This is a genomic window from Streptomyces smaragdinus (assembly GCF_009604385.1).
Taxonomy (GTDB): Bacteria; Actinomycetota; Actinomycetes; order Streptomycetales; family Streptomycetaceae; genus Streptomyces; species Streptomyces smaragdinus.
The window spans coordinates 42,908-57,119 of record NZ_WEGJ01000029.1 but is presented as its reverse complement, the minus strand read 5'-3'; the positions used below and the strand labels follow the sequence as shown (position 1 = coordinate 57,119).

Here is a 14,212-nt window from a genome sequence, read left to right as displayed (position 1 = left end):
GCGGCTCGGGCCTTTCGCATCACGAGGGGGCATGGTTCGTCCCGCCGGGAATGGGGCCGAGCACGGGGTCCCAGAGGTCCACGAGTTGTTCCTCCGAGTCGTCGTCCTGGTCCGGGGCCTCCTCGGGGGCGAGCAGGGTCTGGACGTCCCTGACGATGCGGGGCATCAGGCGGAAAAGACGGAGGCTTTCGCGGAATGAGCGCCGGGCTTCCGCCTCCGGGTTGGTTGATGCGTGCAGCGAGAACGCCAGGGGCACGGTGAGTTCGGCCTTGTAGAGGTCGGCCACGTCGTAGACGAACGCCTGCTGATTGCCGCTGTGGACGAATCCCAGGGCGGGTGTGCAGCCCAGAGTGGTGATCGCCGCGTGGACGATGCCGTACAGGCAGGTGTTGGCGGCGGACAGGGCGAGGTTGACCGGGTCCTGGGTGTCCCAGGAGTCGGGGTCGTAGGAGCGGCGGAAGCGGCCGATGCGGTGGCGGGTCGCCAGAAGCTTGTAGAGCGCTTTGACGCGTTGACCCTCGAGGCCGCGCAGTTGCTGGAGGGTGGCGTTGGCCGGGGCTTGCCCGGGGCCGAAGCGTATTTCGTACATCGCGGTCGCGATCGCGAGGCGGCGTGTGTCGTCCGCCCAGGCGCGGGCCTGGTGTTCGAGCCAGGTGGTGGTGAGGTTGGCCGGTGTGGTCGCGGCATAGGCGCGGACGCCGCCCATGCCGGAGATGACGACGGTGGTGCCGTGGCGGGCGAACATCGCCAGGGCCGGGGAGGTGATCGACGTACCGGGGCCGAGGAGGACGCAGGCGAGGGCCGCTGTGGGCAGGTAGACCGTTTCGCGGCCCCGCTGCTCGGTGGTGACCTCGGCGCATACACCGGTGTCGTCCTGGTGGATGCGCACGACGTCGAGGTAGAGGAAGGACAGGGAGTCCACGACGCGCGGGAGCATCGCGATGGTCGGTTTGGCCAGTCGGCGCCGCGCGTCGCCGGGGCGTGTCGGTGGGGGAGTGGTCATGCGGGGTCTGGTGCGGGGGCGATGCTGAGGAGTCCGCAGCCGTATGCCTTGCCGCGGCCGATGCCGTCGGTGATGGCGGCCCGCAGTTGGTCGGGGTCGATGACCGTGGCTGTTCCGTCGAAGCGGACGCGATGGTGACGTACGGGCTTGGCGTCGCGTTCTGTACGGTCTGGGCGGTCGTACACGGCATCAACCGGCTGGGACTGCACGGAGAGGGATTTGAGGCCGGCCTTGTCCGCCTGGCGTTCCCACCACTCGTCAGCTGCGTTGCCGTGCAGGGCGACGACCGCGGGCAGGTCGTAGAGAGCGCGGGTGGTGGCGCCGGGTTTGCGGACGGGGGAGGCGACGCAGCGGTATCGCACGGTGCGGCCGGGTGTCAGGGCGTCGAGCAGGTCGTCCAGGCTGCGGCTGGCGAGGGTTCCGTAGCCGTTGGGGAGCCGGTCCGGGGAGGGCGGCTGGTTGCTCTGGATGAGTACGTGGGGGCCGCGGTGGGTCTCCTCGATCCGGAAGAGCACACCGAGTCTGGCGCGTGCCTGTTCGGCGTCGTCGTCGGGGAAGAGGGACATCACTCTGCGGTGCAGGGAGTTGCCGGCCGCTGCCCCGAGTTCGCGGCGGGCGAGGCGGGAGGTGGGTGAGGGGGTCAGGCGGGTGAGCCACAGCGTCATGTCCGGCTCCCGGTCACGGATGTGTAGGTGGATGAGGCGTAGTCGGCGAGTGTCTTGAGGTGTGCTGTCCCGTATCCGGTGCATTGCTTCGCGGGCAGCGGGACGGTGCGTCGGTAGAGGGAGCGGGCGCGGTATCGGCGGCGGTGCGGGGTGAAGTCGAGGGGGTCGTCGAGGACGGTGGAGTGCTCTTGGTCGGCGTGATCGTCGTCCGGAACCGGGAGTGCGGACAGCGGTCGGTCGGACAGGAAGAGGACCGGGGTTACGTCTTCCCGTGGCGTGGAGCGGGCGAGCGGCAGGTTCACCAGGTCGGCCAGAGCGTCGCTGGTGCGGCCGAGGAGCAGTGGGCCGGCCGGGGGGCAGGAGCGGCGGCCGAGGTAGAGCGGCCACCGGGGAGTCGCCAGGGCGCTGGCCCATGCCGCCGGTACCCCGTCGGCGTCGCGGGTCAATGCGAGGGTGAAGGCGGCGTCGGCGAGATACCAGCGGGTGCTGGTGAGGGTGGAGGTGTCACCGCTGCGCCGCTTGCCCTCGGCCGTGACGACCGACTGGGTTCCGGACAGTCCGCCGCCGACGGTGTGGAAGTCCCGCATGCGGGTGCCGGTCCGGTCGACGCGGACGGTGACGCTCACGTCGCCCAGGTCGTCGAGGGGTTCGTGACGTTGTCGGCCGAGGGCGGCGGCCAGTAGACCGATGACGCCGGAACGGCTGGGGAAGGACAGGGTGTCCCGGTCGTTGAAGTGGCTGTGCTCGCCCCAGGACTGCAGCGGCCCGGCCAGCCTCAGCAGCAGGCCGGGCGAGGGCTGGTGTGTCATGCGTCCTGCCGCCGGCTGTCGAGGGCCTGGTCGATGACCTGGCCGAGCAGGGCGTCGAGTCCGTCGGCACGGCTTCCCAGTGCCTCGGACAGGTCCTTCAGTTCGGGGCTGGCCCAGGCACGGGTCACGACGTGTCCTGTGCCGAGGAACAAGGCCGTCGCGGCCGCGTAGTCGGTGAGCGCCTGGACGGACGGGCCGGCGTTGCCGCCGCGTGCGCCCCCGCGTACGGGCTCCTCGAAGGCCGCCGCGTACGAAACGGGGCGGTCGGCACGGACGGCGAGGTGTACCAGGTGGGGGAGTGTGTGCGGGGCGGTGGAGTTCTTCTTCGCCTGGGGCACGGCCAGGGTGAACGCCGTGAGGAAGGCGTTCAGCAGGGTCCGGATGTCGGTGTCGAAGCCGGTGAGGTTGGTGACGAGCTCGTCGAGGTCGACGGTGGCGTAGCGGTAGTACGTGCCCGCGCTGAACTCGGTGTGGCCCATGTGGGCGCTGCCGGTGCTGTCCTGCCAGGTGGAGGTGATGTCGTCGACGGCGGTGAAATAGTCGAGGTCGGGGTCGGCCTCGTGCGTGGTCATGGCGTGGGCGACCTGTACCGCGCCGTCGACGCCGGCGCGGTCGACCTCGGCGAGCATCCGGCCGAAGAGGTTGATGACCGAGTTTCGGCTGCGCAGGACGGTGTCGATCTTGTCCTTGGGCAGTGCGGAGGCTTTGACGTCACCGTTCTTGGTGATGTTCTTCGCCTGTTCCAGGGTCTCGCGGTGCTCCTCGGCGATGTCGGCGAGTTCCTTGATCGCGACCTGGGGGACGTACACCATCGCGTTGGTGATGACGCGGTTGGGGATGGGCTTCTTCGGTTCTCCGGTCGTCTCGACCTCGAATTTGCCCACGCAGGCGGCGATGTGCGCGCCTGCCCGCTCGGCGAGCTCCTTCGGCCAGCCTCGCTGTTCCTCCAGTTCGACGGCGACGGGCGCGGCGATGCGCCGGGTCCGCAGGGCGCTCTCGCCGGTGGCGCGCTCGAATTCGAGGCGGCTGGCCCGCTTCCAGCACTGGCTGCTGACGCGGGTGCGGAGGCTGTTGCCGTACAGGACGGTCTTCACGGAGTTGGTGTCGTCGCGGTTGAGGTTGGCGAACGGTACGGATTGCAGGATGTGTACGTCGATGAATCGGGCGGGGTGTGTCATGGGCGGTGGCTCCGTTTCGTACGAGAGGTCGTGGTCAGGCGTCGGTGGCGGGGGCGTCGAGGTCCTGGTCCTTGGCGGCGTTCTCGATCGGCGTCTTTCGCGTGCGGTAGTAGTCCTGCAGCCAGCGGCGGGCGATGGGCTTGGAGAAGCGGGGCCAGGAGGCGAGGTCGTGCAGGAGGGCGGCGAAGTCGATCTCGGTTCCGGTGTCGCGGAGGTGGCGGACGTTTCCGGGCAGGTGGCGGTGGAGACCCGTGAGGCTCTGGCGGGTGAGCAGGTTGAGCCGGGCTTCGGCGTTCTCCTCGCGCAGGCCTCGGCCGGCCTGGGCGAGGACCGCGCGGGCGTAGGAGGCTCCGAGGCTGTCGCGACGGGGGCGTTTCTTCGGAGTGGCTTCGTCGGGATCGACCGGTTCGGGATCCGCGCCGTCGTCCGTCTCCGGGGAGGCGTAGGCGTGACGGGGCCGGTCGGCGATCATCGCGGCCACGGCGTAGTACGCGCGTTCCTCGGCCTCGGGACAGCCCTCGCGGACCCAGGCCGCGACGATGCGGTGCATGCCGCGTACGTCGTCGAGTTCACGGCGGAGTCCTCGGCGCAGGGCGACTCGGACTCCGGGGTCCTCGGCGCAGCGTTTCTCGACCCACGTCACGAATTCCCGGTATTTGTCCTGGCGGGATGCGTCAGGTGCGGTGGTGGTCATGGCCGTTCTTCTCCTCGCGACGACCGATGGGATGTTGTGTTCAGCGCCGGGGGCCGGGGCGGCCGCCGTAGAGCTCGATGCGGGCGTCGGCCACGGCACGGGCGCCGCGCTGGGTGTGGCACACCGGCTGCGTGACGGTTGCGTAGACGGATTCTGCGATCCGGAGGAATTCCGACCTCGTCTCCGCCCGGTCGAGGACCGTGCCGGAGGGCAGCCGGCCGAACCGGGCCCAGAACCGCTCCTCTGCCTGGGGCCAGTAGAGCGCTGCCGCCTGCTCGACCCAGGTCTCGGCCTCTTTCGGCTTGGCCTCGCGCATGTAGAGCGTGCAGGCCCGGCGGACGGAGTACTCGACCCGTCGCCCGTACAGCTCGCCGAGGCTCCGCAGCAGGCCTGCGGTCTGCCTGGTCCTGGGGTCCTTCTCCTCCGCGTGGTGCAGCACGGGAGGGGTCAGCCCTGCGACGAATTGCCTGTCCTTCGCCTGACCGTCCTGCTCGAACCCCAGGGCTCGTACAGCCAGTGGTTCTTCCGTGGCGTCGGTGATCTCCAGTGCGGTGGAGAAGACCTCGGGGCGCTGGGCCTGGGCGGTGCCGCCGGGCTGGTTCAGCAGGAGGGCGTCGATGTCGCGCCACAGCGCGCGGCCGGAGTCGGCGGGGCGGGGGTAGGCGTTGCCCTGCTGGCTGATCTGCCAGATCAGGTACGGGTCGGTGCGGGGCAGCCGGCCGCCTCGGTGGGCCCAGGTGATGAACGCGTCCGTGGCCATGCCCGTGTTCTGCGGATCGGGCACGAGGAGGAGGGCGTGCTGGGAGACCGCGGTGAGCCGGGAGCAGGGACCCTGGGGCTCGGGTGGCGGGCCGGCCGGGTCCGGGAGATCCTCCCGCTCCCACGGGCACAGATCATGCTCGCGGCGTACGTCTGGATCGGGGCGCAGGAGTCCGGCGAGGAGGGTCTCGAACAGGGTTGTGCCCTCGGGGTGGTAGGACAGGGCGCCTCGGAGCGGGCCGGCGGTCATGCTCGCGGTGCGTTCGCCGTTCACCTCGCGGGCAGAGCCTCGGCCTGAGGGGCCGTAGTAGTGCCAGGTCAGCAGACCGAGCACGGCTTCGTCGGCGGGTACGGGGTCGGGGTCGGTGTCCTGGACGTGGGAGAACCAGGCGTGGTTGTTGCCCGAGGCCCGGGTCGGGATCAGCTTGTTCACGCCCGCCGTGCGGTCGGGGTCGCACTGGTCGGCCAGGCGGGGGTCCTGCATCCAGGGACGGGCCGGGTCGAAGAGGTCGAGGCGGTGCTCCCAGGTGCGGAAGTATGCCTCGATTCCGTCGGCGGGAAGGCGGCCGGCTTCGAGGATGTCCAGGCGGCGCTCCGACCAGTCCGCGCCGCTGCCGTCGTCGTCGACGTCCAGCACGGTGACCCGGGCGGTGAGGGCGTAGAGCACGCGGAGCACGGCCGCGTAGGCGGGGGGCTGGGTGATGGCGAGGGCGCTGATCTCGTGGCTGCGCTCCAGGAGCGTGCGCAGGCCTATCCGGTCGGGGAGTCGGCCGTGCTGGGATCGGGCCGCCTGGGTCCACAGCGGCGCTAACCAAGGTTCAGTTGCGAGAGGGTATGGGTGCACCGCTCAGCTCACGCTCCTAACATGGTGTGGGCTCCGCGCAGGCGGAGGTGTTCCCGTTGGGTACTGAACACGAGCCTTGGGCCCGTACCCGTGTTCCCGCACGAGCGGGAAGGTGCTGCGTTCCCACCTTGGGTTGCCTTGCTGGGGTGGGAGACGCGGCATCTGAGGGAAGGTTGGTTACTGAGCAACTGCGGATGCGACCCTTCCGGGCAAATCGATCAGATTCTTTCAATGCCGGTCAGCCTGCTGAACTCAACGGTCCGTCTGTCGAGTTGACCGAACCAGATCGAATCGGTCCGATCACCGGCCTGGCGCTCCATGGGGAGCAGGACCACGTCCCGCAGCTGCGACTGCTTCCGCCAGGCAGGCGGCAGTTCCGGACGCTCGCCGATCGAGGGCAGCCACCGTCCGGGCACCGGCACGCTGCGGGAGACGATCCGCCGCACCGTCGCACGCGTCGGAGCACCGCGACCTGGTAGCGGGATCGCACCCTCCTCGTCGAGCGTCTGCGTCCCGTCGTCCTGCGTGAACAGCAGGAGCACCCGGCCGGTGTCGGCTCCCAGGCGCGTGGTCAGGAAGTCCTCGGTGGCCTCTGCTGTACCCCTGCTGAGGTGGGACAGGTCGCCGCGGACTCGGTGGGGCGGGCTGATACCGGTCATGGCGGCGAGGGTTTCCTCCGCGAGACGGGCGCCCTCACGGCGCTGGTCCAGGAGGTCCAGACGGCTCGCCATCGCCTGGACCTCCGCCTCGCCGGCCTGCTTCAGGTGCTCGGTGAAGGCATCGGCGTACACGGCATCCACCAGATCCTGTACGTCTCCGGGGATCTCGATCCCCGACTCGGTCTGCTGCCGCAGCAGTTGCGCGGTTCGAAGCAGCAGTCCGTGGTCGTAGACGTCACCCCAGGCACGGGGTGGGGCGGTGTTCCCGTCCTGGTCGACGGGCTCCATCACCACCAGTGGCGGGCGGTCCTCCTGTGCCGCCCACGCGGGCCGGCCCTGCGGTCCGCGGGCGTGGCGCCGGCCACGGCCGGCTCGCTGCAGGAGCAGCGCGAGCGGCGCCAGGTCGCTGACCACCAGGTCGAAGTCGAAGTCGAGGGACTGCTCGACGATCTGCGTGGCGACCAGGATCGACGCCGGCCGGGACTGCGGTGTCTCGCCCTTGGCCGGCTTGCCGTAGGCGGCCTCACAGTCGGCGGTGATCTCCTGCCGCAGCAGGCCGGGGAAACGTGAATGCAGCAGACGGATACCGCCCGGCCGACCGGTCAGTTCGGGGAAGGCCTTCCGCAGGTCTCGGAACGTCTGCTGAGCCTGCGCCACCGTCGTACAGCACACCAGTGCGGTACCGCCCTGCGTGGCGACTGGCGTCAGTACCTCGCGCAGCGCGCTGCGGCGCCCGCCGTCTCGGGGGTCGGCGGTGGTGTCGTCAACGTCCCAGGCCACTCGTCGTACGGACAGGTCCAGTGTCCGTGACCGCTCCGTGCCCACCGCCCGGACCTGCTTGACGGTGCCCGTCCGGGCGCCGACGAACAGCCACCCCGGATAAGCCGGACGTACATCGCACGGCTCGAGGAAACCGGCGCCGCGCCGGTAGGCGTCGACCAGCGTCGTCACCGTACGGCCGGTCAAAGTCGCCGAGAGCAGCACCACCGGGGCGCGGAAGGCACCCAGCCACTCCAGGAGCCGAACCAGGAGGGTCTGCATCCACGGCCCGTAGGCATGAGCCTCGTCGACGATCAGTACCTTGTCGGTCAGGCCGAACAGTCGCAGCGCGTTGTAGCGCAGGGGCAGTACGCCGGCCAGTACCTGATCGATGGTGCCCGCGCCCAGAGGAGCGGCGAACCCGCGCCGCCCTTGGCGCAGCCACGCGTCCGCTTCCACTGCGGTCGGCGCCTCTGCGCTGAATGCGGTGGCCGGCTCCGCGTCGTGGTCCTGGACCGCAGGCTGGTCCGTGGTGTTCCAGCGCTCGGGTTTCTCCGTCGGCCGGCCTCCGTCCATGACGGTGCTCAGCCACGCGGCACCGTGCAGCAGCATCAGCGCCCGCTCTCCCGTCAGCGCCCGCCCGGCGAATTCCCCGACCCGGGGAAACATCGCGTCTGCGGTGGCCATCGTCGGCAACGCGAAATACAACCCCCGCGCCCCCGCCGCGCGGCCCAGAACCGCCGCGGCGAATAACGCCGCCTCGGTCTTACCGTCCCCCGTCGGCGCGGTCACGACCATCAGGCCCGAACCCTCGTCCGCCGCTACGGAAGGCAGCACCTCGGCCACGTCGTGCTGCAACGCATTGGGACTGAAGGGGAAAAGCTGTTCGAACGCCGAGATCTCGGGAAATCGCGCACGCCCGAGACGGGCTGCTCTGACCCGCTGTGGGGCCTCCCTGACCGCCCTCCGGAAATGGTCATCAAGCTGTTGCTCGTCCCCGATCCACCCCGCGACCGGCAGCAACGGCTCGATCCACCTGGTCTCGCTCGCCAGCCAGTCGGCCAAAACCACCAGCCCGTACAACCGCACCGCCGTCACCGCCGACAACTCCCCGGTCGGCACCGCCTCGGCACCCACCACCCGCCGCAACTGGAGCAGATGGCGACGCCGCTGCTCCTCCCAGCCCTCCGTGCCCAAGCCCGGCTGATACAGGCCCGCGGCCGCAGCCTCTCGCTTCGAAACCACGTCCGCGAAGCACCCGTGGTGGCCTCCGAGGAACTGCGCGACCTGATGCGCCAGGCTCTTGGCCTGCACGCGGGCAACGGGATATCCGATCTCCGTCAGCAGCGATATCAACGACCAATGCGTAGCCAGCTCGTGTCGAAACCGCAGCCTGTCAGCGCCGGCAGCCGCCACGTACGACGGATCAGCGGCGACGGTCTTGTACGCAGCCGGCACCATCGCTTGAAACGGCGGAGAGATCTTCCCCAGATCATGTAGCCCGGCCCAGAACGACAACACGGCCCGGCAGTCTCCCGCCTCGAGCCCGAGCTCGCCCGCGATGCGCGCCTGAGCGGGCTCGTCGAGCACCACGTCCCACAACTGCCCGAACATCGCAGCGACATCCAGCAGATGGCAGATCACGGGATAGGGCCGCGACAGCCCGTCTTCCTTGCCCCAAAGTCGCGGGTCAATGGCTCCGATGGGCTCATTAGTCATAACATGGGGTTCTATCAACCGCCACTGACAATCGCGTCAACCAGCGGCTTTGTTGCTGCCGGGCGGTAAGCCACGGGCTAGGCTCTGGGTTCAGTGACCCACAGCGCGCGGAGGGATCCAGCGATCGGCAGGACTGAGGGGCAGGCACGGATATCCGTCCTGCAGCAAGGTAAAGACATTGCCAAGCCCTCCTAACGCTGCAGGTCACGAAGCCTGCTCTCCGCGCGAGCGGAGGTGTCCCGGCCTCCTCGTACTCGCGGGCGGCATCCAGCTCCTGCTCTCCGCGCGAGCGGAGGTGTCCCGGCCTTCTGCAGCACGCGGGTCGTGGACATCTTCTGCTCTCCGCGCGAGCGGAGGTGTCCCGACCGCCGCACCCGCATTCCGCCGTGGAGGCGCCTGCTCTCCGCGCGAGCGGAGGTGTCCCGCTCCACGTCCTCCGCAGTGCCGGTGAGGTTGACTGCTCTCCGCGCGAGCGGAGGTGTCCCGGTCCATGTAGCGCCCTGGCGTATGAATGAAATCTGCTCTCCGCGCGAGCGGAGGTGTCCCGGGGTGTCCGGCCGCGCAGTGGGTTTTGCGGGCCTGCTCTCCGCGCGAGCGGAGGTGTCCCGATCTCAGTGAGCAGCCCGTTTATCAACACGGACTGCTCTCCGCGCGAGCGGAGGTGTCCCACGACCTCGGGCGCCAGCTCGGCGGCTGGTCGTCTGCTCTCCGCGCGAGCGGAGGTGTCCCGGATTCTTCTGCCATTCCCTCGTAGGCCAAATCCTGCTCTCCGCGCGAGCGGAGGTGTCCCGGACGCGCAGGGCAACCCGACCGTCAAGGCCCCCTGCTCTCCGCGCGAGCGGAGGTGTCCCGCTTCCAGGGGCGCCGCGTGTACTTCGTCACCCCTGCTCTCCGCGCGAGCGGAGGTGTCCCGGAAATGGCGCTGTCTATCGACCCCATCATCAGCTGCTCTCCGCGCGAGCGGAGGTGTCCCGCCCGGCAGCGCCCACTACGTGGGCTGCTCGTCCTGCTCTCCGCGCGAGCGGAGGTGTCCCGGGGATCCTCGTGATCGACTCTCGCTTCGCTCTCTGCTCTCCGCGCGAGCGGAGGTGTCCCGCGGGAGGACTGAGCGATGGCGTGCCGTGAATGCTGCTCTCCGCGCGAGCGGAGGTGTCCCGTCGTCCGCCAGCCAGGCGCAGTCAGACTGCGTCTGCTCTCCGCGCGAGCGGAGGTGTCCCGCTACCGGAGGCCGGACGGCGTCGGCCGACCGACCTGCTCTCCGCGCGAGCGGAGGTGTCCCGGCTCAGCAGCGCAACGTGAACCGGTTCGGCGACTGCTCTCCGCGCGAGCGGAGGTGTCCCGGAGCACGGCCGCGAGGTCGCCACAGCCCCGCTCTGCTCTCCGCGCGAGCGGAGGTGTCCCGACCCTCTCTCCGGCCGCTCAGGGCGCGGCCCGCTGCTCTCCGCGCGAGCGGAGGTGTCCCGGAACTCCCGCGCGTGGACGACCTGCGCCGGGTCTGCTCTCCGCGCGAGCGGAGGTGTCCCGACCAGAACGGGCGGCCCTCACTGGGCACAGTGCTGCTCTCCGCGCGAGCGGAGGTGTCCCGCGGCCGAGTTGCTGCGCTGCGCTGCGGGGATCCTGCTCTCCGCGCGAGCGGAGGTGCCCCGCCTCAGCACACGATGAGCCCGGCCGACGCTGCCTGCTCTCCGCGCGAGCGGAGGTGTCCCGCCACGCACCGGCGAGGATGGCTGCCCCAACGGCTGCTCTCCGCGCGAGCGGAGGTGTCCCGCTTCCGGGAGATCAGAGCCGCGGTCGCCGAGCCTGCTCTCCGCGCGAGCGGAGGTGTCCCGATCGCCGACTCCATCGGCGACATCGGGGGGCACTGCTCTCCGCGCGAGCGGAGGTGTCCCGCAGGCGCGGCGCCGCAGAAAGGCAGCATCCCACTGCTCTCCGCGCGAGCGGAGGTGTCCCGCCCTGCACCAGCGGCGCGGGAATCCAGTGGGCCTGCTCTCCGCGCGAGCGGAGGTGTCCCGGCGGACGCGACCACCTCGTTGGACGGGTAGCCCTGCTCTCCGCGCGAGCGGAGGTGTCCCGTTCTCGATCAGCACGATCCCCGCGCGGTTCTTCTGCTCTCCGCGCGAGGCGGAGGTGTCCCGCTGGAACAGTCGGAGTAGCCCGGTTGCCAGCGCTGCTCTCCGCGCGAGCGGAGGTGTCCCGCGGGCCATGTCCATCGGCGTCGACGCCTCCGGCTGCTCTCCGCGCGAGCGGAGGTGTCCCGTGGCGCCTCCGCCGAATGGCGGGAGAACCCGACTGCTCTCCGCGCGAGCGGAGGTGTCCGATCCGGGCGGCCCCGCCAGCGGTCTCGACGTCCTGCTCTCCGCGCGAACTGGCCCCTGTCAGGCGCTCCACTGCGCGATTCGGTGACGGGACGCGGTGACGAGGAGGGTGCCCGGTCCTCCGTCGACGGCGGGCAACTCCTCAACGGTGACATCAACCAGGCCCACAGCCTTGAGGAGCTTCGCCCAGACATGAGCCTGCAGCACCCACCGGCTGAGGGTGGCCGCGCTGCCGTCGGGCAGCTTCGCCGGTACGTCCGCCGGGATCACGTCCGTCTCCGCGGGCTTGCCGCTGCGGTAGTGGGCCAGGGTGGAGAACACGAGCCGGCCGCCGGAGCGCAGGGCGCGTGCTGCCACCGGCAGCAGGACGCGGGGGTCGGTGAAGTCGGGGGCGCCGAACACGGCGTACGCCACGTCATAGGTGTCCGGGTGGGCCCTGAGGTGGTCGACGACGTCGGCGTGCACCAGGTGCAGACGGGGCGTCAGCTCGGCGTACAGGCCGGAGGCCATCGCGTGCTGGGCGGGGGAGGCGTCGATGGCGTCGACGTGGGTGGGCTGGTGGTGGACGGCGAGGTGGGCGGCGTGACGGGCCGCTCCGGCGCCCAGGTCCGCCACGACCGCGCCGGTGAGGTCGCCGAGGATTTCGGCTCCGGGGCCGGTGTGCTGGTCCCATGTCCAGGAGAACTTGGTGGGCACGTCCGGGTCGTTGGCGGCGCGGGTGCGGCCGTAGTGGTGCCAGAGGTCTGGGGTGGCGGTTGTCACCCGGGCATCCTGGCGGCTGATCGGGGCGTCCGGGGGTGTTCCGGAGAATCCCACCCGGACGTGACGCGGCCCCCGGACACGTTGTCCGGGGGCTGCGGGGGCGGGATCAGTGCGAGTCGTTGCCCGGGTGGCAGGGGCCGCAGTCGGCGGCGTCCGCCCACAGGGGCAGGTCGACGTCGTAGCCCTCCGTCGCGATGAGGTGCGCGGTCTTCATCACCGAGCCGTCGTGCTTGAACGCGATGTCCGGGACGTGGTGCAGGAAGTGCCCGTCGTTGTGCTTCTCGCACAGTTCGGCGAACGCCACGGTGTCCAGGATGATCGTGTGGACACCGATGTCGACGAGCTTGCTCGGCGCCAGGCCCAGATGCCGGCCGCGCTTGGCCATCGCGGTGAGCAGGTAGGCGTAGCCCTGGCCGAGGACGCGGGCGGCCATGACCGAGTCGTACGGGTAGTCCCGCATCAGGAGACCGACCTGCTTGTCCCACAGGTCGGCCGGGACGATGTCGCGTACGGATCGGACCGGGCCGGTCGGCGTGCCGGGCGTGGTGGGGGAGAGGGCAGTGGTCATCGTGACCTCCGGTGGACGGGCCCCACGGGAACGGGTGGGGCGGTGTTGCCAGAGCAGCAGGTCACGGGGGCGCGCGGTGGTCATCCCTCAGGGTGTGCAAGCGGTTTGCACGTCGTGCAAGAAGTCTCGACGTGCCGTCTTCGGGGCCCGTACGGTGGAGGCGCCAGTCGTACGGCCTGGGAGGATCCGGTGCCCGATGACCCGCTGTGGGATTCCGCGAGGGCTCGTGAGTTATCCGGCCGGCGCGCGATCGGGGCGTTGATCCGCCTGGGGCGGGAGCATCGCGGCTGGACGCTGGTCGACCTGGGGCGGCGGATCGGCTGCTCGGCGGCGACGGTGTCCCGGCTGGAGCGCCGGGCCCGGATCGCAGATCTCGACCTGGTCCATCGTGCCGCGGCGGCGGTCGGCGTTCCCCGGCTCGTGTTGATGGCGTCCCTTGCGCCTCTTCCTGGCCCGGCGGCCACTAAAGTGACGGCCAACGCCGAGGAGGACTCTATGCGCCGCCGTACGCTGCTGACCGCTACTGCGGCCGCCGGGCCGGGGGCGTTACTCCTGAGCCTGGACGAGGCCCTTGCCGCTCCCACGGTCCCCGCCGCCGGCGCGCCCTCGCTGGACCGGCGTCTGGCCTCGTCGCGGGAACTGTTCGACGCGGGCAGCCACCAGCAGCTCCTCGCGGCGCTGCCGCAGCTTCTCGCCGACGCGCATGCGGGCGCGGCGTCCCGCCGGCCACTCGATCAGGCGCGGCTGTCGGCGGTCTACAGCCTCACCACCGCGCTGCTCATCAAGCTGGGCGACATCGGCCGGGCCCGGATCACCGCGGACCGGGCGCGTACCTGGGCAGAGGTGTCCGGGTCGCCGCTCGCCGCCGCGGCGGCGTCGCGGGAGATGGCGATCGTCCTGCGTCACCAGGACCAGCACGCCGCCGCCCAGCGCCTGATGACGGGCGCGGCCGACGCGGTGCAGGCCACCGGGCTGCGCACCGAGGCGGCGGCCTCCGCGTACGCGCAGATGCTGTGCACCCTGGCGTACACCGCAGCCCGCGGCGGGCACCGCGGTGACGCGCTGGCAATGATGCAGGACGCACGCCGTGCCGCGCGCCGGCTGCCGCAGCAGGCGCCGGCAGGCCGGCTGTTCAACGTCTCTCCCGCCGCCGTCGACCTTTACGCCGTAGGCGTGCACTGGGCGCTGGGGGATGCCGGTGCCGCGCTGGACGCGGGGAAGGATCTGCGCCCGGAGCAGTTCCCGACGGCCGAGCGCCGCGCCCGGCTGGGTACGGATATGGCGCGGGCGTGGTGGACGTGGCGGCGCCCCGAGCAGACCGCCGCGGCGCTCATGGGCGCGTACCGCAGCAGCCCCGGCGAGGTACGCGACCGGCCGGCGATCCGCGCGATCGTGGAGGAACTGGCCCAGCGGCACCCTCTCACTCCGGGGGTCCGGACCTTGCACACGGCGGTGGCCCCGGCTGTCGGCTGAGCCGC

General features: G+C 70.8%; 10 protein-coding genes and 1 CRISPR repeat array. Of the genes, 1 reads left to right on the top strand and 9 read right to left on the bottom strand.

Annotated features, from left to right (window positions below):
- Positions 1-19 precede the first annotated feature (19 nt).
- The 9 genes from cas1e to SRB5_RS26710 all read right to left on the bottom strand — a co-directional run bounded on the left by cas1e (position 20) and on the right by SRB5_RS26710 (position 12,734).
- Positions 20-1,003 (bottom strand): type I-E CRISPR-associated endonuclease Cas1e, encoded by a 984-nt coding sequence (gene cas1e / locus SRB5_RS26750; RefSeq protein ID WP_153455998.1) that lies wholly within the window; start codon positions 1,001-1,003, stop codon positions 20-22.
- Entirely contained in the window at positions 1,000-1,668 is a 669-nt protein-coding gene (cas6e, locus tag SRB5_RS26745) for a type I-E CRISPR-associated protein Cas6/Cse3/CasE (RefSeq protein WP_153455997.1), read from the bottom strand. Before cas6e ends, cas1e begins: the two co-directional genes overlap by 4 nt.
- Positions 1,665-2,477, bottom strand: a complete 813-nt coding sequence (cas5e, locus tag SRB5_RS26740; RefSeq protein ID WP_153455996.1) for a type I-E CRISPR-associated protein Cas5/CasD — start codon at positions 2,475-2,477, stop codon at positions 1,665-1,667. The genes cas6e and cas5e overlap by 4 nt, the downstream gene beginning before the upstream one ends.
- Positions 2,474-3,655 carry a type I-E CRISPR-associated protein Cas7/Cse4/CasC gene (gene cas7e, locus SRB5_RS26735; protein ID WP_153455995.1) on the bottom strand — a complete coding sequence of 394 codons (1,182 nt, stop codon included), beginning with the start codon at positions 3,653-3,655 and terminating at the stop codon, positions 2,474-2,476. Before cas7e ends, cas5e begins: the two co-directional genes overlap by 4 nt.
- A 34-nt stretch (positions 3,656-3,689) precedes the next feature.
- The gene (gene casB, locus SRB5_RS26730; protein ID WP_153455994.1) at positions 3,690-4,349 is read right to left on the bottom strand and encodes a type I-E CRISPR-associated protein Cse2/CasB; all 660 of its coding nucleotides are present in this window, start codon (positions 4,347-4,349) and stop codon (positions 3,690-3,692) included.
- 40 nt (positions 4,350-4,389) lie between these two features.
- On the bottom strand, positions 4,390-5,952 hold the full coding sequence (casA, locus tag SRB5_RS26725) for a type I-E CRISPR-associated protein Cse1/CasA (protein ID WP_323378518.1): 1,563 nt from the start codon (positions 5,950-5,952) through the stop codon (positions 4,390-4,392).
- Between the two features lie 218 nt (positions 5,953-6,170).
- A complete protein-coding gene (cas3, locus tag SRB5_RS26720) occupies positions 6,171-9,089 on the bottom strand; it encodes a CRISPR-associated helicase Cas3' (RefSeq protein ID WP_153455993.1) in 2,919 nt (972 codons plus the stop codon).
- A gap of 213 nt (positions 9,090-9,302) precedes the next feature.
- A CRISPR array of direct repeats spans positions 9,303-11,162; the repeat unit is 29 nt; unit sequence CTGCTCTCCGCGCGAGCGGAGGTGTCCCG.
- A gap of 302 nt (positions 11,163-11,464) precedes the next feature.
- Positions 11,465-12,166 carry a class I SAM-dependent methyltransferase gene (locus tag SRB5_RS26715; protein ID WP_407703983.1) on the bottom strand — a complete coding sequence of 234 codons (702 nt, stop codon included), beginning with the start codon at positions 12,164-12,166 and terminating at the stop codon, positions 11,465-11,467.
- 106 nt (positions 12,167-12,272) lie between these two features.
- On the bottom strand, positions 12,273-12,734 hold the full coding sequence (locus tag SRB5_RS26710; protein ID WP_153455992.1) for a glycine-rich domain-containing protein: 462 nt from the start codon (positions 12,732-12,734) through the stop codon (positions 12,273-12,275).
- Positions 12,735-12,983: 249 nt separating this feature from the next.
- Between SRB5_RS26710 and SRB5_RS26705 the strand changes: the two genes are divergently transcribed.
- Entirely contained in the window at positions 12,984-14,207 is a 1,224-nt protein-coding gene (locus tag SRB5_RS26705; protein ID WP_323378520.1) for a helix-turn-helix transcriptional regulator, read from the top strand.
- Positions 14,208-14,212: the final 5 nt, after the last annotated feature.

Excerpts from the sequence above, each read along its gene's own strand:
- cas1e (WP_153455998.1), bottom strand. The coding sequence starts at position 1,003 with ATGACCACTCCCCCACCGACACGCCCCGGCGACGCGCGGCGCCGACTG.
- cas6e (WP_153455997.1), bottom strand. The coding sequence starts at position 1,668 with ATGACGCTGTGGCTCACCCGCCTGACCCCCTCACCCACCTCCCGCCTC.
- cas5e (WP_153455996.1), bottom strand. The coding sequence starts at position 2,477 with ATGACACACCAGCCCTCGCCCGGCCTGCTGCTGAGGCTGGCCGGGCCG.
- cas7e (WP_153455995.1), bottom strand. The coding sequence starts at position 3,655 with ATGACACACCCCGCCCGATTCATCGACGTACACATCCTGCAATCCGTA.
- casB (WP_153455994.1), bottom strand. The coding sequence starts at position 4,349 with ATGACCACCACCGCACCTGACGCATCCCGCCAGGACAAATACCGGGAA.
- cas3 (WP_153455993.1), bottom strand. The coding sequence starts at position 9,089 with ATGACTAATGAGCCCATCGGAGCCATTGACCCGCGACTTTGGGGCAAG.
- SRB5_RS26710 (WP_153455992.1), bottom strand. The coding sequence starts at position 12,734 with ATGACCACTGCCCTCTCCCCCACCACGCCCGGCACGCCGACCGGCCCG.